General features: G+C 69.7%; 22 protein-coding genes and 1 tRNA gene. 12 read left to right on the forward strand and 11 right to left on the reverse strand.

From position 1 onward, the window contains the following. The first annotated feature begins 4 nt into the window (after window positions 1-4). A tRNA-Arg gene (locus ABZX02_RS14745) sits at window positions 5-77 on the forward strand. Window positions 78-119: 42 nt separating this feature from the next. Here the strand turns inward: ABZX02_RS14745 and ABZX02_RS14750 are convergent. Further along, on the reverse strand, window positions 120-491 hold the full coding sequence (locus ABZX02_RS14750; RefSeq protein ID WP_355298311.1) for a hypothetical protein: 372 nt from the start codon (window positions 489-491) through the stop codon (window positions 120-122). A gap of 61 nt (window positions 492-552) precedes the next feature. Here ABZX02_RS14750 and ABZX02_RS14755 point away from each other — a divergent pair, with 61 nt between their 5' ends. Further along, window positions 553-879: a hypothetical protein gene (locus ABZX02_RS14755; RefSeq protein ID WP_355298313.1), complete on the forward strand. Its 327-nt coding sequence runs from the start codon at window positions 553-555 to the stop codon at window positions 877-879. On the opposite strand, the gene ABZX02_RS14760 is transcribed toward ABZX02_RS14755, so the two are convergent. Further along, a complete protein-coding gene (locus ABZX02_RS14760; protein ID WP_355298315.1) occupies window positions 863-1,684 on the reverse strand; it encodes a serine hydrolase domain-containing protein in 822 nt (273 codons plus the stop codon). The genes ABZX02_RS14755 and ABZX02_RS14760 overlap by 17 nt on opposite strands. A 23-nt stretch (window positions 1,685-1,707) precedes the next feature. Here ABZX02_RS14760 and ABZX02_RS14765 point away from each other — a divergent pair, with 23 nt between their 5' ends. Beyond that, window positions 1,708-2,619 carry a ribonuclease Z gene (locus ABZX02_RS14765; protein WP_355298317.1) on the forward strand — a complete coding sequence of 304 codons (912 nt, stop codon included), beginning with the start codon at window positions 1,708-1,710 and terminating at the stop codon, window positions 2,617-2,619. Here ABZX02_RS14765 and ABZX02_RS14770 read toward each other — a convergent pair. Continuing rightward, window positions 2,564-3,421, reverse strand: a complete 858-nt coding sequence (locus ABZX02_RS14770) for an NAD-dependent epimerase/dehydratase family protein (RefSeq protein ID WP_355298319.1) — start codon at window positions 3,419-3,421, stop codon at window positions 2,564-2,566. The two genes, ABZX02_RS14765 and ABZX02_RS14770, sit on opposite strands and share 56 nt — an antisense overlap. Before the next feature lie 66 nt (window positions 3,422-3,487). On the opposite strand from ABZX02_RS14770, the gene ABZX02_RS14775 reads away from it, so the two are divergent. After that, complete coding sequence (locus ABZX02_RS14775; RefSeq protein ID WP_355298320.1) at window positions 3,488-3,697, forward strand: hypothetical protein; 210 nt, start codon at window positions 3,488-3,490, stop codon at window positions 3,695-3,697. Window positions 3,698-3,889: 192 nt separating this feature from the next. On the opposite strand, the gene ABZX02_RS14780 is transcribed toward ABZX02_RS14775, so the two are convergent. Then, window positions 3,890-4,030: a hypothetical protein gene (locus ABZX02_RS14780; RefSeq protein ID WP_355298322.1), complete on the reverse strand. Its 141-nt coding sequence runs from the start codon at window positions 4,028-4,030 to the stop codon at window positions 3,890-3,892. Here ABZX02_RS14780 and ABZX02_RS14785 point away from each other — a divergent pair. Then, a complete protein-coding gene (locus ABZX02_RS14785) occupies window positions 4,010-5,302 on the forward strand; it encodes a hypothetical protein (RefSeq protein ID WP_355298324.1) in 1,293 nt (430 codons plus the stop codon). The genes ABZX02_RS14780 and ABZX02_RS14785 overlap by 21 nt on opposite strands. A 4-nt stretch (window positions 5,303-5,306) precedes the next feature. On the opposite strand, the gene ABZX02_RS14790 is transcribed toward ABZX02_RS14785, so the two are convergent. Continuing rightward, window positions 5,307-6,065, reverse strand: a complete 759-nt coding sequence (locus tag ABZX02_RS14790; RefSeq protein ID WP_355298326.1) for a hypothetical protein — start codon at window positions 6,063-6,065, stop codon at window positions 5,307-5,309. Window positions 6,066-6,127: 62 nt separating this feature from the next. Here ABZX02_RS14790 and ABZX02_RS14795 point away from each other — a divergent pair, with 62 nt between their 5' ends. Together ABZX02_RS14795 and ABZX02_RS14800 are read left to right on the forward strand one after the other, a co-directional pair. Beyond that, entirely contained in the window at window positions 6,128-7,333 is a 1,206-nt protein-coding gene (locus ABZX02_RS14795) for a DNA cytosine methyltransferase (RefSeq protein ID WP_355298328.1), read from the forward strand. 313 nt (window positions 7,334-7,646) lie between these two features. Beyond that, the gene (locus tag ABZX02_RS14800; protein WP_355298329.1) at window positions 7,647-8,855 is read left to right on the forward strand and encodes a thioester domain-containing protein; all 1,209 of its coding nucleotides are present in this window, start codon (window positions 7,647-7,649) and stop codon (window positions 8,853-8,855) included. A gap of 78 nt (window positions 8,856-8,933) precedes the next feature. Here the strand turns inward: ABZX02_RS14800 and ABZX02_RS14805 are convergent, their stop codons facing one another. Continuing rightward, window positions 8,934-10,247, reverse strand: a complete 1,314-nt coding sequence (locus tag ABZX02_RS14805) for a BNR-4 repeat-containing protein (RefSeq protein ID WP_355298331.1) — start codon at window positions 10,245-10,247, stop codon at window positions 8,934-8,936. Window positions 10,248-10,435: 188 nt separating this feature from the next. On the opposite strand from ABZX02_RS14805, the gene ABZX02_RS14810 reads away from it, so the two are divergent. The 4 genes from ABZX02_RS14810 (at window position 10,436) to ABZX02_RS14825 (ending at window position 12,324) form a co-directional block, all read left to right on the forward strand. Continuing rightward, the gene (locus ABZX02_RS14810) at window positions 10,436-10,606 is read left to right on the forward strand and encodes an antitoxin (protein WP_089907918.1); all 171 of its coding nucleotides are present in this window, start codon (window positions 10,436-10,438) and stop codon (window positions 10,604-10,606) included. Window positions 10,607-10,687: 81 nt separating this feature from the next. Next, a complete protein-coding gene (locus tag ABZX02_RS14815) occupies window positions 10,688-11,248 on the forward strand; it encodes a putative glycolipid-binding domain-containing protein (protein ID WP_355298333.1) in 561 nt (186 codons plus the stop codon). Between the two features lie 82 nt (window positions 11,249-11,330). Next, on the forward strand, window positions 11,331-12,152 hold the full coding sequence (locus tag ABZX02_RS14820; RefSeq protein ID WP_355298335.1) for a DUF5753 domain-containing protein: 822 nt from the start codon (window positions 11,331-11,333) through the stop codon (window positions 12,150-12,152). Between the two features lie 13 nt (window positions 12,153-12,165). Next, complete coding sequence (locus ABZX02_RS14825; RefSeq protein WP_355298337.1) at window positions 12,166-12,324, forward strand: DUF397 domain-containing protein; 159 nt, start codon at window positions 12,166-12,168, stop codon at window positions 12,322-12,324. Here ABZX02_RS14825 and ABZX02_RS14830 read toward each other — a convergent pair. Both ABZX02_RS14830 and ABZX02_RS14835 read right to left on the reverse strand, forming a co-directional pair. Further along, the gene (locus ABZX02_RS14830) at window positions 12,321-14,420 is read right to left on the reverse strand and encodes a DPP IV N-terminal domain-containing protein (RefSeq protein ID WP_355298339.1); all 2,100 of its coding nucleotides are present in this window, start codon (window positions 14,418-14,420) and stop codon (window positions 12,321-12,323) included. The genes ABZX02_RS14825 and ABZX02_RS14830 overlap by 4 nt on opposite strands. A gap of 26 nt (window positions 14,421-14,446) precedes the next feature. Next, on the reverse strand, window positions 14,447-15,046 hold the full coding sequence (locus ABZX02_RS14835) for a DUF4097 family beta strand repeat-containing protein (protein WP_355298341.1): 600 nt from the start codon (window positions 15,044-15,046) through the stop codon (window positions 14,447-14,449). Window positions 15,047-15,233: 187 nt separating this feature from the next. Here ABZX02_RS14835 and ABZX02_RS14840 point away from each other — a divergent pair, with 187 nt between their 5' ends. Then, window positions 15,234-15,947 (forward strand): helix-turn-helix domain-containing protein, encoded by a 714-nt coding sequence (locus tag ABZX02_RS14840; RefSeq protein ID WP_355298343.1) that lies wholly within the window; start codon window positions 15,234-15,236, stop codon window positions 15,945-15,947. Here the strand turns inward: ABZX02_RS14840 and ABZX02_RS14845 are convergent. From ABZX02_RS14845 to ABZX02_RS14855, 3 genes are read right to left on the reverse strand one after another with little or no spacing between them, the layout of a single operon-like run. Next, the gene (locus ABZX02_RS14845; protein WP_355298344.1) at window positions 15,944-17,128 is read right to left on the reverse strand and encodes a thiolase family protein; all 1,185 of its coding nucleotides are present in this window, start codon (window positions 17,126-17,128) and stop codon (window positions 15,944-15,946) included. The genes ABZX02_RS14840 and ABZX02_RS14845 overlap by 4 nt on opposite strands. 18 nt (window positions 17,129-17,146) lie before the next feature. Continuing rightward, window positions 17,147-18,865 (reverse strand): hypothetical protein, encoded by a 1,719-nt coding sequence (locus ABZX02_RS14850; RefSeq protein WP_355298346.1) that lies wholly within the window; start codon window positions 18,863-18,865, stop codon window positions 17,147-17,149. Window positions 18,866-18,884: 19 nt separating this feature from the next. Beyond that, window positions 18,885-20,432 (reverse strand): hypothetical protein, encoded by a 1,548-nt coding sequence (locus ABZX02_RS14855; protein ID WP_355298348.1) that lies wholly within the window; start codon window positions 20,430-20,432, stop codon window positions 18,885-18,887. Window positions 20,433-20,435: the final 3 nt, after the last annotated feature.

The raw sequence follows: 20,435 nt of genomic DNA on the forward strand, positions 1-20,435 counted from the left end.
GCCTGCGCTCGTAGCTCAACGGATAGAGCATCTGACTACGGATCAGAAGGTTACAGGTTCGAATCCTGTCGAGCGCGCTTCACAAAGGGCCCCAGCCGATATCGGCTGGGGCCTTTTGCTCATCCCTCGACGAATTCCACCCGCGCGCAGCGGAACACGAGCCGTGCGGCAGCCAGTTCGACCTCGATGGCGGAGAGTGTGTCCTCCGGCACATGGCTGAGGTCGTGGAACAGGTGCGCGTCCTCGGGCACGTTGTCGAGCTGTTCGACCTCGAGCCCGGACACCGCCGCGAACGACAACTCGAAAGCCCGACCGGTCGGCAGGTGGCGAAAGAGCAGGCGCACCGAGACGTTCTCGCCCGCTACGACCCGTAGCTCCAGGAAATCGCACTCGTTGTGCAGATCCACGTATCCGAGCGCGGTGTCCTCGCAGTCGATGATCCCGCCGTCGAGTCGCCACGCCCTCATGCCGTGGAACGTCGCCCCAGTCATAGGCGCAGTATCGGGAGTGTCGGAGGGTGACGCACGCGAGTTCTCCGGGCAGAGTGGCGGCGTGGAGCAGCGGGAGATCATGCAACGGGCGCTCGGCGTCCTGACGCTCAGCTACGACGGCGCCGGCTCGGACGACTACCTGCGCATGGCGCTCAAGTCGTTGCAGGAGGGCGTGTTCAGCTACGAGGTCAAGGTCGACGGCGAGCTCAACGAGGCCGGTCAGCAGGCCCTCAAGCAGGCCATGGACCAGGTCATGTCGCAGTTCGGCTGGTTCACCGCGGGCCTGCTCTACGCCTTCCACGGCGTCGCGCAGGCCTACGAGAACGACTACGAGGACGCCGACGTGCAGGAGATCCTGCGGCAGCTCGCGATCAGGCTCGCCGACTGACGAGCTCCTCCCGGACGCCGTCGGAGAACGGCGTCCAGGCCTCGACGGCCCACGGGCCGAAGCGCAGGTCGGTCAGGGCGACGCAGGCGGCGGAGATCTCGGGGTCGACCCACAGGAACGTGCCGGACTGGCCGAAGTGGCCGAAGGTGCGCGGCGAGAACGACAGGCCCGTCCAGTGCGGTGACTTCGAATCGCGGATCTCGAACCCGAGGCCCCAGTCGTTCGGCTTCTGCATGCCGTAGCCGGGCAGCACGCCGTTCAGGCCCGGGAAGACGACCGACGTGGCCTCGGCGACCAGCGACGACGACACCAGCCGCGGCGACAGCAGTTCGGCGGCGAAGGCCGCGAGATCGGCGGCGGAGGATTCGGCGCCGGCGCCCGCCGAACCGACCAGGGCCGACGACTTCATGCCCAACGGCGCGAAGACGGCCTCGTGCAGGTACGTCGCGAACGGCATCTCGCAGGCCTCGGCCACGAAGGCGGCGAGCACGTCGAAACCGGCGTTCGAGTAGATGCGGCGGGTGCCCGGCGCGGCCTGCACCTCGGGTTTGTCGAACGCGTAGCCCGCTGTGTGCGCGATCAGGTGCCGGACGGTCGCGCCCTCGGGGCCGGCGGGCTGGTCCCACTCGACGGCGCCCTCCTCCACGGCCACCAGCACCGCGTACGACGTCAGCAGCTTCGTGACGGACGCGAGCGGGAACACGCGCTGTTGATCGCCCAGCGACCCCACGACCGCACCGTCGGCGACCACGGCCACCGCGACGTTCTCGACAGGCCAAGATCCGGCAACTTCCACGCTCCGCATGGGACAGACGTTAACGTCAGGGGGTGACAGTCCGGGAACTGATCGTCCTGGGAACGGCCAGCCAGGTCCCGACCCGCCAGCGCAACCACAACGGGTATCTGCTCAGGTGGGACGGCGAGGGCTTCCTGTTCGACCCCGGTGACGGCAGCCAGCGGCAGCTGCTCCGGTCGGGTGCGGCTGCGAGCGACATCACCCGGATCTGCATCACCCACTTCCACGGCGACCACTGCCTCGGCGTCCCCGGCATCGTCCAGCGGCTGTCCCTTGATCGCGTCCCGCACACCGTGCACGCGCACTACCCGCGTTCGGGCGCCCACTTCTTCGAACGCCTCCGGTACGCCAGCGCCTTCTACGACGCCGCGGACATCAAGGAGGTCCCGGTCACGGGCGACGGCGAGATCGCCGAGGGCAGGTTCGGCACGCTGGAGGCCTTCGAGCTCGACCACGGCATCGACAGCGTCGGCTACCGGCTGGTCGAGCCGGACGGCCACCGCATGCTCCCGGACAAGCTGGAGCAGCACGGCATCCAGGGGCCGGCGGTCCGGACGCTCCAGCAGCAGGGCGAGTTCAACGGTGTGAAGCTCGCCGACGTCAGCGAGCCGCGCAGGGGCCAGCGGTTCGCGTTCGTCATGGACACGCGGCTCTGCGACAACGTCTTCGAGCTCGCCGACAACGCCGACATGCTCGTGATCGAGTCGACCTACCTCGCCCGCGACACGAAGCTCGCGGGGGACCACGGCCACCTCACCGCCCAGCAGGCCGCGCGCGTCGCGCAGGACTGCCGGGTCCGCAAGCTGGTGCTGACCCACTTCTCCCAGCGCTACGACGACCCGGCCGAGTTCCACGCCGAGACCGCCGCCGAGTTCGACGGCGAGATCGTCATCGCGAAGGACCTCGACCGGATCCCGGTGCCGAAGCGCGCCACTGGTCCCTGACGATCTCCTCCAACGCCGACGAACGGGGCTCCCAGCCCAGCGCCCGCAACTTCGAGGCGTCGGCCCGCAGCGACGGGATCTCGCCGGGCACGGCGGGCTTCCAGGCCACGTCCACGGTCCGGCCGGTGACCTCCTCGACGGTCGCCAGCACGTCCTTCACCGACGCGGCGGTCGCGCCCACGTTGTAGACCGACGACGTCCCGACGCCGCACGCCTCCAGCGCCACGACGAAGGCGGCGGCGACGTCGCGCACGTGCACGAAGTCGCGCACGGCCGTGCCGTCGCCGTAGACCTCCATGCCGGGCACCGTTCCGGCGGCGCACGCGACGGCCCGTGTGATCACCCGAGTGGTGTCCGTGTCACCACCTCCAGCGACGTTGAACAAACGGAGAGTGGTCGCCCCGATCCGCCCGGACCGCGCCGCCCACGCCACGAGGTCCTCCGCGGCGGCCTTGGAGGCGGCGTAGGGGGACGAGGGTTCGCGGACCGAGGACTCGGTCAGCGGGGCGTCCGAGGGGCGGTACACCGTGCCAGTCGACGCCAGCAGGAATCGCTGCCCCTCCAACGACTTCAGCAGGTTCAGCGTCCCGCCCACGTTCGTCTCGTAGTACGAAACCGGATCAAGGAAAGACTCGCGGACGCGGGCCGCCGCGGCCAAGTGGATGACGGCGTCCACTTCCGGCCGCTCGAACGGCTCCGCGAGGCGTTGGCGGCTCAAAACCGGTTCATGACCGTGAACCTGCAGCTCACGCACCACGGCGCTGCCCACGTACCCAGTGGCGCCGGTCACCAGAACTCTCACAAGATGACCCTAAAGGTCGACGCTCACTGCGCCGATAACACACGAGTGAGTTACCCCCATCGCGCTGTGCACACGAGCATCGCCGGACTTCTGCACGACCACGCCGTGCACGAGTTCAAGCGGCAGGAGTTCCTGCGCAACGTGGCTGAGATCGTGGGAGCCGCACCCGCAGCCCAGCCCGCCGAGATCACGGCGCCGTTGCCGTCGATCAACCCCAAGCGCGCCTTCCTCAACCGCGTCGACCAGGTCCTGAGGGACGCGGCGCGCTCGCTCTGAGCAGCGAGATCATCGACAGATCCACTTGCCGCCGGGCCTGAGCCGACAGGCCCCGAGCAAGATTCATCCGGCCGTTGCCGGACCGTGCTTCGACACACATACCGGGTGGCTCTACGCTACGCGCTACCCGGCATTCGCCGGTCACGTCCTCCGCTTCTCTTAAGCGAGTTTTCGGCGATGAATCATGTCCTCTCAGCGCTCAACGAGCGCCTCGGCAAGTTGTTCGGTGACCGGCTGGTAGTCCTCGCCGGTGGCACCCGTCTGGCTAAGCGCGCGCAGGAACTCCATGCGCTCGGCGCTCGCCATACGCTCGTGCTCGATACCGACGATCACGCGCCGCTGCATGATTCGCAGATCGCCCGCTGGGTCTCGCTCGGCATCAAGGGCAGCCTGGTCGCGGTCGAGCAGCGCCGTCTCGGCAAGCTGCTGACCAAGCCCGGCGCCGAGGTCAAGGCGATCCTGCGCGAGTTCGACGCGCGGAGCGAAGCCGTCGTGATCAGCACGCCGTACAACGAGATCAGCGAGTTCCAGGGCCGTCCGGTGCTCAACGCCCGGCAGCACGACTGGGTCGAGCTGGAGAACAAGACCACGATCGACGCGCTCTGGGACGAGCTGTCGGCCCGCCGCGCGCCCGCGATGGTGTTCGACCTCGACTTCGAACGCCTCTGGGGCGCCTCGGAGATCCTGGACCGCGGCGCGGGCGTCGTCTGGTCCGGCGACGGCCCGGCGATCAACGGCGGCGCGAACTTCGTGCGCCGCGTGCGCTCGTACGAGGAGGCCAAGGAGGCCTTCGACGTGCTCGCGCCGAAGTGCGACCAGGTCCGCGTCATGCCGTTCCTCGAAGGCATCCCGGTCAGCGTGCACGGCATCGTCTTCCCGGACGGCACCGCCGTGCTCCGTCCGATCGAGATGGTCGTGCCGCGCCGCCAGGGCCAGGCCAAGTTCCTCTACGCGGGCTGCGCGTCGTTCTACGACCCGCCCGTGTGGATCCGCGACGAGATGCGCAACCTGGCCCGCCGCGTCGGCGAGCACCTGCGCGGCACCGTCGGCTACCGCGGCACGTTCACGCTGGACGGCATCGCGACCGAGGACGGCTTCCTGCCGACCGAGATCAACACCCGCTACGGCGGCGCGATGGTCTGCTTCGAGGACGCCGTCCCGACGCTGCCGCTCGCGCTGGTCCAGGTCGCCCTCGTGGCCGGCTGGGACCTGGGCATCTCCTCGATGGAGTTCGAGGAGCTCGTGCTGCAGGCCGCGGACAACCACCGCGCCGGTGCCGTGGGCGCCAACGTGCGGGCCGTGCAGCCGACCGAGGTCGACGAGCGCCGCGTGGTCTTCACGGGCTGGGCGTGCCGCCTCGCGCACCCCGAGGAGCCCGCGCACGCCACGCTGCGGCTGAGCCCGTCGCCGATCGGCGGCCGGCTCGACCTCGACCTGCACCGCGAGAACATGCCCGTGGGCGCTCCGGTGGCCGCGCTGACGGTCGCCGCGTTCGCGCTGGCGGACCAGGAGTGGGGGACGGGCCTCGGCGCCCTGGAGCCCGCCATCGCGGTCGAGGACACCGTTCCGGTCGAGGAGTCCTTCGAAGAGGCGGTCATCGCCTGAGGCGTTACCAGGCGCCCTCGTCGCCGTACGCGGAGACGAGGGCGAACCGGTAGCCCATCAGGGCCGCGGCGACTTCACGGGGCTGGTGCACCGGACGCACCAGCCCTTCGCCCAGCACCTTCGGCAGGTCCACGCCCAGCAGGTCGGGCGAGCCCTGCAGCAGCGCCACCGCGATCTCGGCGGCGTCCGCGAGCATCTCCTCGCCCGGCAGTTCGACCATGTCGGTCATCAGCCCGACGACGAACGACGGCAGCTTGTCCGGCACCGCGCAGGCCAGCGCGACCAGGCACGCGACCCGTTCGGACGCCAGCGCCTCGAAGATCTTCGGCGCGCCCTGGGCGACGGCGTGCCGGGTCTGCGTCAACCAGTCCGGGGCCGTGCGGGGGAGCTCGCGTCCCAAGGCGTTCCACCGGCGGTGCGTGCGCCGTCCGTCCTCGGTGAACCCCTTGCCCGCCAACGCCAGCGCGGCCAGCAGGAAGATCACCCGGTCCCGCACGTCGCCGGCGACCTTGTACGACGCCCCCAGCTCCACCAGGAACGGCACGGCGCAGAACGAGGCCTCGGACACCGTGTCGTCGGCGAGGAGCCGTTCAGCGAGCTGTGAGAGCGCGTTCTGCCGCACGTCCTCGCTCGGGTCCATCAGGGAGCGCAGCAACCGGGGCACGCGACCGGCGCCACCGCGCCCGTCGTAGACCTCGGTCCAGGAAATCCTGTCGAGGCCGCGCAACGGGTCGGGCCGTTGCCAGGCGCGCGGCAGCTCCATAGGCCGGAAAGGTACGGGATGGCAGGGGGAGGGCCTCGGCGCCTCGCCCGTACGATCTCGCCGTGTCCTTCTCGGTGGCCGACATCTTCTCGGGTGCGGGCGGCATGAGCTACGGCTTCCACGCCCACCGCGACTTCCGGGTGGTCGGTGCCGCCGACGCGCAGATCGGCAAGCCCAGCTCGAAGCTCGGTTCGTTGCGCTGCAACGACACCTACCGCGCCAACATCGGCGTCGACCCGCTGGAGGTCGACCTCGCCCGCGTGTCGCCCGCGGCGTTGCGCGAGGTCTGGGGCCTGCGGCGCGGCGAGCTCGACGTGCTGCTGGCGTGCCCGCCGTGCTCGGGCTTCAGCCGGATCACCTCGCAGAACCACCTGCGCGACGACCCGCGCAACTCGCTGGTCGGCCGGATCGCGGTGTACGCGCAGGAGCTGCGCCCGAAGGTCGTGCTGGTCGAGAACGCCCGCGAGCTCGTCAAGGGCAAGCAGCGCCACCACTTCGACAGCCTCGCGCAGGAGATGACCCGGATCGGGTACAAGGTCTGGGGCGGCACGCACATGCTGTCGCGGTTCGGCCTGCCGCAGCTGCGCGAGCGGACGCTGCTGGTCGCGGTCGACGGCGGCCTGCCGCTGCTCACGCTGGACGACCTGTGGGCCGGCCGGGTGATCCGCCCGTCCGCGATCACGGTGCGCCGCGCGATCGGCAAGCTCCCGGTCGTCGACGCCGGCGTCGCGGACCCGGACGACCCCATTCACGTCTCGCCGACCTTTTCCCAGGGCCGCAGTCTCGAACGAATGCGCGCGATTCCCGCGAACGGCGGATCGTGGGCGGATCTGCTCCGCTCACCGGAGACCGCGGAGTTGTTGAATCCGGCACAACGCAAGATCGTCGAGCAGGAGAACTGGGGTTCGCACCCCGACGTCTACGGCCGGATGTGGTGGGACGAACCCGCCAGGACCATCAAGCGGGAATGCGGGCACGTCGGCAACGGGCGTTATGCCCACCCCGTCCAGCACCGCCTCTGCACGGTCCGCGAGATGGCGCTCCTGCAAGGGTTTCCGCGCCAGTTCCGCTTCGACGTCTCGATTCTCGGGAACGCGTACCGCCACGTGGGCGATGCCGTTCCGCCACTCATCGCCTACCAGTTGGCCGGACTGACCCGGTGGATTCTCACCGGCCGCCGTCCGGAGCCCAAGGAGATGTGCCTGCGCGGCACTTCCCTGCGTCCGGGTGACATTCGTCCCGTGGAAGTTACCGAAATGGTCGCCTAGGTCGTTGAACCGAAGGTGTCGATCATCCGTAGCGGGACGCCGCTATTGATAACTGTTCGGCAACGAATCTAACGTCACCTGACGGAATGAATGCATCGCAACCCTATCCACTGTGGACTCTGTGAGTATGTTTTCGCAGCTCACCGTGGGTGGGTGATGATCTCCTTACCTCACCCATACGTGTGTCACCCCATCGGCTAACGTCCCGGTCGCTTCCTGTCGGTTCTGTGTCGCTGTCGACGAGCCGACCGTCCCGACGGATGACTGACTTCCCGCCGCGTTCGGGCTAACTTCAGTGAGCAAGAGGAGACCCATGGCTTCCCGGTTCAGGATCGGCACCGCGCTGCTCGGCGCCACCGCCGCCCTCGCGTTCTCGGCCCTCCCGGCCCACGCCGACGTGATCATCAAGCCGGACCGCGGCGGCCAGGAGGACGGCCACGACGTCCACCTCATCAACGGCGACCACCACCACCGCCAGAACACCGCGGTGATCAAGCTGCGCATCGAGGGCGACGCCGAGCGTTCGAACGTCCTCACCTACTGCGTGGAGCTGCCGACGCCCCTCGAGGACCGGGACGCCCTCAAGGAGGTCCCGTGGGACAAGCACCCGAACCCGAAGACCAAGTTCAAGGTCAACGCGGGCAAGGTCCTGTGGATCCTGACGAACTCGTACCCCGGCCAGACCATGGACAAGGTCCAGGCGCAGTTCGGCAAGCAGTTCGACAAGAAGGAGACGATCGCCGCCACGCAGGCCGCGATCTGGCACTTCACCGACGAGGCTGAGCTCGACGGCAGCAAGACCAACGCGGACGTCGTCAAGCTGTACGAGCGCCTGGTCAAGGACGCCACGGCGAACGAGATCAAGGAACAGCCGAAGCCGACGCTGGAGATCGAGCCCGCCTCGAAGTCCGGCAAGTCCGGCGAGAAGATCGGCCCGTTCAAGGTCACGACCACGGCGTCCGAGGTCAAGCTGACCGCGAACCTCCCCGAGGGCGTCACCCTCACCGACAAGGACGGCACCCCCCTCGCCCTGCAGAAGCAGGGTGACAAGGTCTCCGCCAAGTCCACGGGTGACAAGGTCTCCGAGTTCTTCGTGAACGTCCCGGAGAAGGCCCCCGCCGGCAACGCCTCGATCAAGCTCTCGGCCGAGGCCGAGCTCGCGATCGGTCGCCTCTTCGTGGCGCACAACAAGGACAAGGACGACGTCGCGCAGTCGCTCGTCGTCGCGCAGCCGCAGAAGGCCAAGGTCGAGAAGGAGGCCAAGGCCGACTGGAAGCTCGAGGTCGTGCCGACGACGACCACGACGACGACCACCACCACGACCACGACGACCACCACGGCGCCGGAGACCACTCCGTCGACCACCTCCTCCACCCCGGCCAACCCGGCTCCGGGTGGCGGCGAGGACGACCTGGCCTCGACCGGTGCGTCCATCCTGTGGCCGCTGCTCGGCGGTCTGGTCCTCGTCGGCGCCGGTGTCGGTGCGCTGTTCGTGGTCCGTCGCAAGAAGGCCGGCGCCTGATAGGCCGCTAGCCCCCCAGACGAACGCCCCCTGGTTCCGCGCCGGAGCAGGGGGCGTTTGCCTTTCCCGGGAACAGGTCTAGCGGCGGCTGACACCCGCCACGTAGATGTCGCCGTCGGCGATCGCGACGTCCCGGTTGGACGACGCACCGGAGAAGATCGCGCGGGCGGGGTCGCGGAAGTTCTCCACGATCTCCACGCGCTGCACCGGCTTGGCCGTCGGGATCACGGTCTCCGCGGACCAGAACCGACCCAGCCGCACCAGGTACGTGTTCACGTTCGGCTTGCCGTCCTCGGTCGCGTAGACGCGCCAGGTGAACGGGTCGACCTTCTCGACCTCACGGGTGCGCAGGCCCCGTGCGACCTCCTTGGTCTCCCAGCTCCGACCGTTCCACGTGGACAGGTAGTTGTGCATGGGGCCGCCGGCCTCGTCACCGGAGAACCACAGCAGGAACGGCTGCCCGAAGACCGTGCCGACCTGCTGGATGTAGTCGGGGGACTTGATGTTGTTCGGCAGGCTCAGCGGGGTCTCCGCGACCTTCAGGTGCTTCTCCTGGTCGGCGTCGTCGATCTGGGTGCCCAGGTCCTTGCCGCTCGCCGAGTAGAAGTGCCGGTTCTGCGGGTCGAACCACGTGTAGTAGATGTTGCGGTGGTACCGGTCGTGCTTGTTGCCCTCGAACCCGCCGCCCGCGAGCGTGTAGACGATCCGCACGCGGCCGTTGTCCTCCTGGCGGAGCTGACCGATGTAGATCTCGTTCATGTTGTCCGGACGCGCCGTCGAGCCGATCGCGAAGCGGTCCCCGGTCAGGTCCGTGGAGGTCTTCCACGTCTTGCCGTTGTCCTTGGACACCACGTAGAGCATCGGCCGCGTGTCCGTCGGCGTCGTGCCGTCGAGGTCCCGCGTCGTCTCGCGGTAGAACACGTAGATCGTGCCGTCGCGCGTGACGAACGGCATCGGGTACGTGGCGGCGTTCTTCGAGATCAGCGTCTCTTCCCAGACGCCGTCCGCCAAGTTCGGCTGGGGCGAGCGGGACATGCGCAGCTCGACGTTGTGCATGCCGCGGAAGATGAGCAGGTGCCCGTCCTTGGCCTGCACCATGGTGGGGTAGTTGTGCGCGTCCGAGGCGCCGTCCGCGATGCGGTTCGGCGCCGACCAGGTGGACTTGCGGTGGTCGTACGACTGGACGTAGCTGTCCTCGAACTGGCCCGCCCACGAGATGAAGGTCTTGTTCGCCTTCTTGTCGTAGACCCCTCCGGCGACCGGACGCCGGTCGCTGCGGGCCGCGACGGACGTGGCCGTGGTCGTCACCGTGAACTTCGCCTTCCCCTGGACGTCGGCCGTGGCGTTGGCCGAGGAGACTGCGACGAGCGGCAACAGCAGCACTGCGGACATAACTCCACGCAGGAGCCGTGTCATGGAACTTCCTCCTGGTTCTGACCGCGACGGCGGCCGACCAGGCGGCGGTACCGGACATCTTGGATGTCGCCGAGCCGACTTGTCCAGGCGCAGTTAGCGTGATCGCGGCTATCAACACGCGGGGCCCGCTCGGGTACCCTGCGTCAGGGACGAAGGAGCACCAGATGAACTTCGACGAGATCAAGAACAAGGCCCTGGACCTGGCCGAGCAGAACCACGAGAAGGTCGACCAGGGCATCGATGCCGCAGCGGACTTCGTCGCAGGCAAGTTCGGTCACGAAGAGCAGGTCGACTCGGTTGCCGAGAAGATCAAGGACATCCTTCCAGGTGGATGAGTGAACTCCTTCAACGCCACTGACGCTGGGCGGGTCACCTCCTCCGGAGAGACCCGCTCTCCTTCTGCCCGCCGGCCAGACATGATCACCTGGCAGGGCATCCACGAGCCGCGGCTCGAGCAGGTCCGCCTGCTCCTGTCGAGCGACCAGCGCCTCCGCGCGTCCGGTCGCCTCGTCGCCGCCGGCCCCGACGAGCAGTTCAACGCCTCCTTCGAGGTGTCCGTGGGCGAGAGCGGCCAGGTCAACCGGCTGCTGCTGCGCACCGCCACGGTCCTGGAGGAGCGCCAGTGCTCCCTCTCGCGGACCGAGGACGGCGCCTGGCTCGTCGACCACGGCCAGGGCGCCAAGCGCGAGACCTTCAACGGAGCGCTGGACGTCGACGTCCAGTTCGCCGTGCTGTTCAACGCCATCCCGATCCGGCGCCTCGAGCTGCACCGCGAACCCGGCGAGCACGCACTCCCCGTGGTGCGCGTGTCGCTGCCGGACCTCTCGGTGAAGGCCGTGACCCAGACCTACAAGACCGTGTCCGTCGGCGACGACGTGTCGGTGGTGCGGTTCAAGAGCGGCGGGTTCGAGCAGAACATCAAGGTCGACCCCAACGGCCTGGTGGTCGAGTACCCGCTCATCTCGAAGCGGATTTAGAAGCGCTCCAAGAAGTACTTCCTTCGTGGCGAGTCGGGTCCGAACGATGGAAGGTGCGGTGCCGGGGTTCTAGCTTCCGACCATGCCGAAACGATTTTCGAGCGTGGTCGGCCGCTCCTTCGGTGATGGCGTGCGAGACGCCATCCAGTCCACCGGGATGACGCAGCGCGGCATCGCCGAGGTGCTCGACTGGGAGCAGGCCAAGGTGTCGGACCTGGTCAACGGCAAGGGCGGCGTCACCGAGGTCGAGCTCGCGATGCTGCTGGGCACGTGCCGCACCCCGCCGGACGAAGCCCGCCGCCTGCTCACGCTCTACCGGGAGTCACGCGAGAAGGGCTACCTGGAATTCGTCCAGGACGGAGTCCAGAACCCGCAACGCACCCTCATGAACGAAGAGCAGCACGCCAACGACATCGTCGTGTGGTCGCTGACGCTCATCCCCGGTCTCCTCCAGATCGACGCGTACATCCGCGCCATGTACGAGAACTCGGTGCTGGACTTCAGCCCGGAGGCCATCGAGATGAGGTTGGCGCGTCAGGCCATCCTGCACCGGAGCAGGGAGTTCACCTTCTACATCCACGAGCACGCGCTCCGGCTTCCCGTCGGTGGCTCGCACGTGATGAGGGCCCAGCTGTTCCACGTCCTGACCATGATCGTGCGGCCCTACCTGACGGTTCGCGTCCTGCCCGCCGCGATTGGTGCGCATCCCGGGATGTCCGGGTCCTTCACACGTCTCAGGTACGCGAAGTTCGAGCCGGTGATCTTCGTGGAGGGCGGCCGGACCGGCCTCTTCCTCGAAGACAAGGAGAGCGTGACCTACTACGACTCGGTGATCGAGCGACTCGATCAGCTGGCCTTGGATGCGGAACAATCGAGGGAGCTGATCACCAGCATCGTGTCCTGAGGAGGCGCTCGGCATGGCTACCTGGCGGAAGAGCAGCTACAGCCCGGAGCAGCAGGACTGCGTCGAGGTCGGGCGTGGGGTCGGCATCCGCGACAGCAAGGCGCCGACCACGCACCTGCCCGTGTCGGACAAGGCGTGGTCGGCGTTCCTGGCTGACGTGAAAACCCGCTAGAGCATCTCTCCCAGCACCTCCGGGTCGATCAGGATCGGCGCCGGCCGGTACGCGGGCGGCTCCACTCCCATCAACGTGCGCACGAGGAAGTCCCACGCCTTCGTCCGCACGTACGCCATCCGGTCGATGAACAGGTGCTCGCACCCCGGCACGATCACCACCTCGCAGTCCTTGCCGGCCGCGATCACCGCGTCCGCCAGCGCCAGCGAGTGGTCCGGGTGCACGGTGTCGTCCAGCTCGCCGTGCACCAGCAACAGCTTGCCCTGCAACCGGTCCGCGATCTCCACGTTCGAGGCGCGCTGCCACGCCTCGGGGTTGTCGGCGCCGTCGACGTTCTCGGCCCAGCCCAGCCCGATGTACCGGGCGTCGTGAGAACCCGACAGCGCGACACCGGCCCGATAGGTCTCGGGGAAGGCGAGCAGCGCTCGTCCTGCCGCGAAGCCACCGCCGGAGTGGCCCATCACGCCCACCCGTTCCAGGTCCATCCACGGTCGGGACGACGCCAGCTGCTTCAAGGCCGCGACGTGGTCGTCCAAGCCGCCTGCGTCGGCGAGGCTGCCGCGCAGGAACTCCGCCGAACGGCCCGGCGTGCCGCGGCCGTCCAGAGCGACCACGACGAAACCGAGTGCTGCCAACGGTTCCGCGTCGAGGCCCATGCCGCCGGGGTCGAAGCACGGGTCGACGCGGGTGACCTGCGGGCCCGGATAAACGCTGTCCACCACGGCATAGCGAGCAGCCGGGTCGAAGTCGCGCGGCTTGTAGAGCACGCCGTAGACGTCCGTGACGCCGTCCGCCGCCTTGACGCGGAAGCGTTCCGGGGCGGTCCAGCCCGTCGCGACCAGGCGGCTGATGTCGGCCTGCTCCAACGGGACCAGCACCTCGCCGGTCCACGAACGCACCGTTGTGACCGGCGGCGTGTCCACAGTGGACGCCGAGTCGACGAAGTACGAGCCGTCCGGTGAGACCGTGACGACGTGGTCGAGCGAGTCGTCCGTGACGACCGCGAAACCGTTGCCGTCCAGGCCGACCCGGCACACCGTGCGGCGGTACGGGTCGTCCGCGACCAGGCCGTTGGCCGTGAAGTACACGACTCCATCGGCCACGTGCAGGATCTCGCGGACCAGCCATTCGCCCGAGGTGACCTGGTTCAGCAACGCGCCGGTGTGCAGGTCGTAGCGGTAGAGGTGGCCCCAGCCGTCGCGCTGCGAGAACCACAGCACCTCGTCACCGACGACCCGCACCAGCGGCAGGCCGTACATGAACTGCTTGGGGCTCATGCGGTCCGTGCCCGACTCGGTCACCACGACCCGCACCTCGCCCGTGACGGCGTCCATGCGGTTCAGCGTCAGCGTGCGCTGGTCGCGGGGGCGGGACAGGAAGTAGACCGCCGTGCTGTCCTCCGACCACCACGCCCAGCCCGCCATGAGCGGCGAGAACTCCGGCATCAGCAGCGGTTCGGTCGCCGCGAACACCGTCGTGCCGGCCTCCACGTCGAACACGACCAGCTCGGCGAGCGGCACCGCCACGTCACCGGGGTAGGCGTAGTGCTGGGTGTGGGTGACCGGGCCGCCGCCCCCGGCCGGGCGCGACTCGATCAGGTGGGTCTGGCGGACTTCGCGCTGGTCGGTGCGGTGGGCGAGGACCTTGGACGAGTCCGGGGACCAGGCCAGGGCCGGCGGCATGTGCGGCAGGCCGAACTTGCGCATCAGCGTGCCGTAGCTCATGGCGTCCGGGCCGTAGCCGTAGCCGTGGCCCGGAACGCCGTCGGTGGTGAGCGCCCACTCGCGGTCGCCGGCGCGGGCCCACAGGTCCTCGCCGCGCCGGGAGACGGCGACCTTGCCGTCCGGGGACGGGACCTCCAGCGGGTTGCCCGGCGCCGCGATGAACGGCATCGGGTCGAAGTCCGGCGTGCGGGTGCCCGCTGCCGGGTCGACCACCGCGAACCGGCGGTTGGCGCCGTCGCGGACCTGGTACCAGAAGCGACGGCCGTCCTCGATCCACTGTGGACGGATCTTGTCGCCGACGACGAGCTCGCCGGGGGCGGCGGGGCGGCGGAGGAGTTGTTCTGCGGCTTGGTAACTGGCGTCGGTGATCACGGTGGTCTCCCCAGAGAGTCGTGCGGTCAGAGGCTGCGGGCGGTGATGTCGCCGTACGACGTGGTGGCGCGGATGGACAGGACGTCCGTGCCGTCGTTGCGCAGCGAGTTGGTGATGCGGCCGTAGGTGGTGCCGGCGTCGAGCGAGGCCGAACGGTCGGTGGCGACGGTGATGTGGCCCTTGAGCGTGGTGATCTCGGCGGAACCGGTGAGGCGGCCGATGGTCACGTCGCCTGCCTGCGTCGACAGCCGGACGTGCGCGGCCTCGTCGATCTTGATGTCGCTCTGCGCGGCCTCGAAGGCGATGTCACCGAGCCTGCCGACGCCGCGGAACTCGGCGCTCGCGGCCTTGGCCTCGACCCGCGACCCGGCGGGCAGCTGGACGGTGATCTCGACCGAACCCGACGACCCGAGGAGCTTGCCGCCGGAATCGGCCTCGATGCGCAGAACCCCGTCGGCGAACGCGACCGAGACCTTCTCGGCGGCCTTCACGTCGCGGCTCTTCGAGGCGTCGACCGGCAGGACCTCGACGGCGGCGTCGGCGCGGTCGGAGGCGATGAACTGGACGCGCCCGGCGGGGATGTCGAGGAGGGCGGCGATCGGGGCGGTGGTGGCGAAGGTCTGCATCTCTGGCTCCTGTGGCTCGTTGTTTCCGATAGGCGAAAAGCTACGTTGCGTTTCTAGTTCCCGCCAACTACTTCGTTGCACAAGATTTGAGTAACAGCAGTTCAAAACCACAATTTCGTTGCAACCGGATGTGAATCTAACGCAACAAGCGTTGCAATGGGATGTGAGTGAAGGCTATGCTCGGTGCATGCCAGGAGGTCGACTCACCCAGCAGGAACGCCGCCAGATCGCCGTCGGCCTCGCCGACGGGCTCGCGTACGCGGAGATCGCGAGGGGCCTCGACCGGCCCACCTCGACGGTCACGCGCGAGGTGCTGCGCAACGGGGGTCCGGCGGGCTACAAGCCCGACATCGCCCAGCTCTCCACCGAACGCCGGGCCCAGCGCCGCAAGCCCGCGTCACCGAAGGGCCGCCGGGCAGCGGTGCGCACGGACGGGCGCGACCCGGAGGCCGTGCGGGAGTTCGAGGACGTGTTCTCGGGCATCTTCATGGCCCAGGGGCTGCCGAAGATGACGGCGCGGGCGCTCGCGAGCCTCTACGCCACCGACTCGGGAAGCATGACGGCGCAGGAACTGGTGTCGCACCTGCAGGTCAGTCCGGCGTCGGTGTCGAAAGCCGTGGCGTACCTGGAGGGTCAGGGCCTGATCGCCCGCGTGCGCGACGAACGCCGCCGCGAGCGGTACGTCGTCGACGAGGGCGACATCTGGTACCAGTCGATGATCGCGAGCGCGCAGGGCACGATGACGCTCGCCGGGGCGGCGCGCACGGGTGTCACCAACCTCGGCCCCGGCACCCCCGCGGGCGACCGGCTGGAGAACATCGCGCGGTTCCTGGACTTCGTGTCCGAGGCCATCACCCGCGCCGCCGAACAGGCGCGGGACATCCTGCACCCCAAGACCTAGACGCGGACCGCGACCGCCACGCCCTGGCCGACCCCGACGCACGCCGCCGCGACGCCGACGCCGCCACCGCGGGCCCGCAGGTGGCGGCACAGGTCGATGATCACGCGCGGCATCGAGGCGCCGAGCGGGTGCCCGTACGCGATCGCGCCGCCGTGCACGTTCACCTTCTCCTTGTCGATCTCGGGGAGGTGGTGCAGCACGGACAACGCCATCGCGGCGAACGCCTCGTTGATCTCCCACAGGTCGACGTCGGACGCGTCGACGTGCAGGCGCTTCAACAACTTCCGGATCGCCGAGACCGGCGCGACGGTGAACCGGTGCGGCTCCTCGCCGGTCGTCGCGCTGCCGAGCACCTCACCGAGCGGCTCCACACCCAGTTCGGACGCGATGGCCTCCGTGCCGAGCAACGCGGCCAGCGCGCCGTCGTTCAACGGCGACGCGTTGCCCGCCGTCACCGAACCGGTCTCGGAGAAGGCGGGCTTGAGCTTCGCGAGCTTCTCGACGCTGGTGTCCGCGCGGACGTTCTCGTCGCGCCGGATCGCCGACCCGTCCGGCAGCTGCACGGGGAACGCGAAGCCCTCGTGCACGCCCGCGTCCCAGGCCGCGGCGGCCCGGCGGTGCGAGCGCAGCGCGAAGGTGTCCATCTGCTCGCGCGTGATGCCGAGCTCGTGCGCGACGTTCTCGGCCGCGAGCCCCAGCGGCACGGTGTAGTGCTTGGGCATGCGCGGGTTCACGAGCCGCCAGCCGAGCGCCGTCGACACGGTCTCCAGCCGGTCGGGGAAGGCCTTGTCCGGCCGCGCCGTCACGAACGGCGCGCGCGACATCCCCTCGACCCCGCCCGCGACGATCAGGTCCGCGTCCCCGGTGATCAACGCCCGTGCGCCCTGGATGATCGACTCACCGCCCGAGGCGCACAGCCGGTTCAGCGTCACGCCCGGCACGGAGACCGGCAGCCCCGCGAGCAACGAGGCCATGCGGGCGACGTTGCGGTTGTCCTCGCCGGCGCCGTTCGCGTCGCCCAGCAGCACGTCGTCGATGCGCGCCAGGTCGAGCGACGGGTAGCGGCGCAGCAGGTCGACGATGGGCAGCGCCGCGAGGTCGTCCACCCGGATGCCGGAGAGGCCTCCCCGGTACTTCCCGAACGGCGTGCGGGCGGCGTCGATGATCAGTGCGCGGGCCATGCCCCCATCTTGGAGCAATCAGGGCTTGAGCAAAAAAGGAACGTAACCCGTCTCGGGGTTGACGGCTGAATCGGTGCTGAAGGCCTTCACCTCGATGGCGTGCGGCCCGGCGGACAACGAGCCCGCGTTCAGTGAAATCCGCCACCGGCCCGCCGCGGCCGGTCCGTCGGCCGTGGTCGGGACGGTCGCGACGTGCGTGCCGTCCAGCCTGACCTCGAACCCGGCGAGGCCCGCCACGGACGCGTCGAGCGCGTTGATGCGGATCTCCAGGACCACCCGGCCGCGGTTCAGCGCGGCACCGTTCTCGATCGGCTGACCACCGGCGTCGAGGACCTCGGGGATCGGGTCGGCGAGCGTCGGCTTGGCGTCCACCAGCGGTGGCTCGGTCTCGCGCGGGGCGGTGTCCTCGGCGCCGGTCAGCTCGACGTCGGTGTGCGTGATCTGGACGCGGTCCTCGGTGACCAGCTGGACGTTCAGGTTGTCCGTGAAGGCCTCGCGCGGCAGGTCGGCGACGGCCGGGTACTCCGCGCCGGGCTTCCACGGCTCGCCCTCGACCGCCGGTCGCAGCGGCACCTGGATGCCGTTGACCTTGATGGCCGTGATGGGCTCGCTCTCGCGCGACGGGATCATCGCGATGCGCAGCTGACCTGCGGTGACGTCGGCGATGGGGCGGGTGCTGGTGCTGGCCGGGCCGTCCACGCGCACCTGTGGCGTCGGGCCGGACGCGGGGGCGTCGGCCTTCGCGGTGCGGTAGCCGATCAGGTCGACGCCGGCCCGGATCCGGTCGCCCGCGAGCGCCGCGACGCCGACCAACGCCGTCGCCTCGCGCCACTGCGGCACGAACGGAGAGGTCGCCACCACGTCACCGTCGCGCTGGAGCTGGACGCCGGCGGGGGTGAGCACGAGCTCCCAGCGCACGGTCATGCCGGGCACCGCGGGTGGGAGCGACTTGACCGTGGTGCCGTTCGGGACGAGCTCGGCGATGGAGTTGCCGGAGTTGTCCGTGGAGATCGTGGCGCGGACGGTGTTCGGCGGGACCGGTTCGCCCTGCACGCTCACCGGGCCCGGCACGAGGTCGAGCAGCAGCTTGCCGCCGGTGCCGGGGGCGTCGGTCTCGACCACGAGGCGGCTCTCGTCGTCGTTGCGCACGAACGGCGTGCGGGACCGCAGCGTCACCGCGCGGGTGCCGCAGCTGCTGCTGATCACGAGCCGGTCCTGGTCGTCGCCGTCGCCCGAGGTGGCGCGGGCGCAGTCGGTGCGCTTGGAGAGCCTCCACCGCTGCGGGTCGGGGCCGGTGCGGCCGTCGAAGCGGTCGACGAACGAGTACGGGGCGTTGTCGGCGCGCGGGGTCGCCTTCGCGGACGCGGGCTGCGAGCGCTGGCCGAACGAGTCGACCGCGCGGATCTCGACCTGCTGCTCGCGGTCGTTCGCGAGGCCGTTCAGCTGGGTGCCGGGCCTCGTGACGAGCTGGACCTCCTCGCCCCACCGCACCTCGTACGCGGGAGCGTCGCCGGACCAGGTCAGCCCGATCCTGTGGTGGCCGGCGCGGGCGACGACGTTCGTCGGCGTGGCCGGGCGGCCGGTGGGGCCGGGCACCAGGAGCTGGTCCGCCGCGTACGGCTTGAGCTTCGTCGGCGGCGGGGGAGCGGTGGGCAGGTCGCTCCCGCCGGTGTCGCGCAGGACGAGGACGCCCGCCACCAGCGCGAGTCCCGCAGCGACGAGGACGACCCGCTTCATAGCGGTCACGCTAGGGCGTTCACCCCAGCTCGAACACGGTTTCCGCGATAACGGGTTCGCCACCGTCCGCCGGAAGGACGCTGAGCTTGAGCCGAGAGCTCGAACCGCGGGCCAGGTCGGCGGTGTCGAGCCAGAACTCGTGCCTGCCGGGCACCCCGGGACCCTGCTCGTTGGTGGGCAGCGCGACGATCCGGCGGCCGTTCAGCTCGAGCTCGATGCCGCGGTGGCCGATGGCGTTCACCTCGGCCGTGACGAGGACGCGGCCCTTGCCGGGCAACGGCTGCGGGGGCTTCGTGCCGTCCTCGTGCATGACGTGCAGGCGGGGGCCGCCGGTCTTGATGCCGCCCGGCCGGTCCACGAGCCGGGGGAGCGCGCCGGGGCGGCTCTCGGGCTTGCGGATCACCACGAGCCGGGCCTGCTGGTCGGCCGGGACCCGGCCCGCCCCCAGCGGCACGTCCGTGATCGCGACCTGGTCGCTCTGGGCCTTCACGAGCTTCACCGCGACGACGTCCTGCGGCAGGTCGACGTCCTTGTCGAGCGGGATGACCTCGGTGGGCACGACGCGCTCGGGCACCCCGCCGACGCCGAACGAGTCCAGGAAGCCGCCGCCGTCGACGCGGATCCGCGGGTGCACCACGCGTCCGGTGAGGGCGACGGGTTCGTAGGCGACCACGACGCCGTCCCGCAGCGCGACCACCGCGTCCGGCAGCACCCGCATCTCCCACCGGTGCCGCACGCCCGCGACCAGACCGGTCATGGGCGCGTCCCCGAGGGTGACCTGCTTGCCCGTGCGGGGCAGTTCGGGGTCCGCGACGATCCGCGTGCCCTGGGTCGTGATGTCGAGGCTGACCGCGCCCTTGGGCTGCGCGTCGGTCTCCTTGAGGTACTGCCACGGGTCGGGCAGCAGCGTGAGCCGGACGTGGCTCGACTCGACCGCGCCGGCGACGCTGATGATCGCCCGGCCGACCGCGCCGTCGTTCGCGGGCACGCCGAACCGGATGGGCGTGTTGGACTGGAAGGCCGCCATCGGGCAGTCGACGTCGATCCGCTTGCCCGGTCCGAACGGCCGCAGCCCCAGGCAGTCCGGTTCCGCCTCCACCCGCCACTTGCGCGGCTCGAGCGCCTCGGGCCCGTCGAACCGGTCAGGCTGGCCGACGAGCTGGTCGTCCCACCTGCCGTTGTAGAGGTCCTGGGGCTTCGCGGCGATCTTGAGCGGTTCGCTGCGCTTGCCGGTCGCGCTGACCGCCCGGATCTCGACCTGCGTCTCCTGCTCGGGGTCGAGTCCCGGCAGTTCGACCTCGGGGGTGGGCACGAGCTGCTCGTTGCCGTTCCAGCGCACCTCGTAGGCGGACGCCGAGCCGTTCCACGCGATCTGCAGCGCGTCGGCGTCGAGCGCCTGGGCTCGCGCGTTGGCGGGCTTCATCGGCTCCTGGAGGGCGACGACCTCGACGCCGTCCGCGACCTCCTTCTTGAGGGTGTCCGGCGCGTCACCGCTGCGGAGCGCCACGACGGCGGCCACGACGAGCGCGAGACCACCGAGCCCACCGGCGAGCGTCCGTCGATCCACTCG

The sequence above is a fragment of the Lentzea sp. NPDC003310 genome, assembly GCF_040610935.1.
In the GTDB taxonomy this organism is placed as follows: Bacteria; Actinomycetota; Actinomycetes; order Mycobacteriales; family Pseudonocardiaceae; genus Lentzea.

Bases quoted from the DNA above. Each gene is read 5' to 3' on its own strand.
- ABZX02_RS14750 (WP_355298311.1), bottom strand. From the start codon at position 491: ATGACTGGGGCGACGTTCCACGGCATGAGGGCGTGGCGACTCGACGGC.
- ABZX02_RS14760 (WP_355298315.1), bottom strand. From the start codon at position 1,684: ATGCGGAGCGTGGAAGTTGCCGGATCTTGGCCTGTCGAGAACGTCGCG.
- ABZX02_RS14790 (WP_355298326.1), bottom strand. From the start codon at position 6,065: ATGGAGCTGCCGCGCGCCTGGCAACGGCCCGACCCGTTGCGCGGCCTC.
- ABZX02_RS14800 (WP_355298329.1), top strand. From the start codon at position 7,647: ATGGCTTCCCGGTTCAGGATCGGCACCGCGCTGCTCGGCGCCACCGCC.
- ABZX02_RS14805 (WP_355298331.1), bottom strand. From the start codon at position 10,247: ATGTCCGCAGTGCTGCTGTTGCCGCTCGTCGCAGTCTCCTCGGCCAAC.
- ABZX02_RS14810 (WP_089907918.1), top strand. From the start codon at position 10,436: ATGAACTTCGACGAGATCAAGAACAAGGCCCTGGACCTGGCCGAGCAG.
- ABZX02_RS14815 (WP_355298333.1), top strand. From the start codon at position 10,688: ATGATCACCTGGCAGGGCATCCACGAGCCGCGGCTCGAGCAGGTCCGC.
- ABZX02_RS14820 (WP_355298335.1), top strand. From the start codon at position 11,331: ATGCCGAAACGATTTTCGAGCGTGGTCGGCCGCTCCTTCGGTGATGGC.
- ABZX02_RS14825 (WP_355298337.1), top strand. From the start codon at position 12,166: ATGGCTACCTGGCGGAAGAGCAGCTACAGCCCGGAGCAGCAGGACTGC.
- ABZX02_RS14835 (WP_355298341.1), bottom strand. From the start codon at position 15,046: ATGCAGACCTTCGCCACCACCGCCCCGATCGCCGCCCTCCTCGACATC.
- ABZX02_RS14840 (WP_355298343.1), top strand. From the start codon at position 15,234: ATGCCAGGAGGTCGACTCACCCAGCAGGAACGCCGCCAGATCGCCGTC.
- ABZX02_RS14845 (WP_355298344.1), bottom strand. From the start codon at position 17,128: ATGGCCCGCGCACTGATCATCGACGCCGCCCGCACGCCGTTCGGGAAG.
- ABZX02_RS14850 (WP_355298346.1), bottom strand. From the start codon at position 18,865: ATGAAGCGGGTCGTCCTCGTCGCTGCGGGACTCGCGCTGGTGGCGGGC.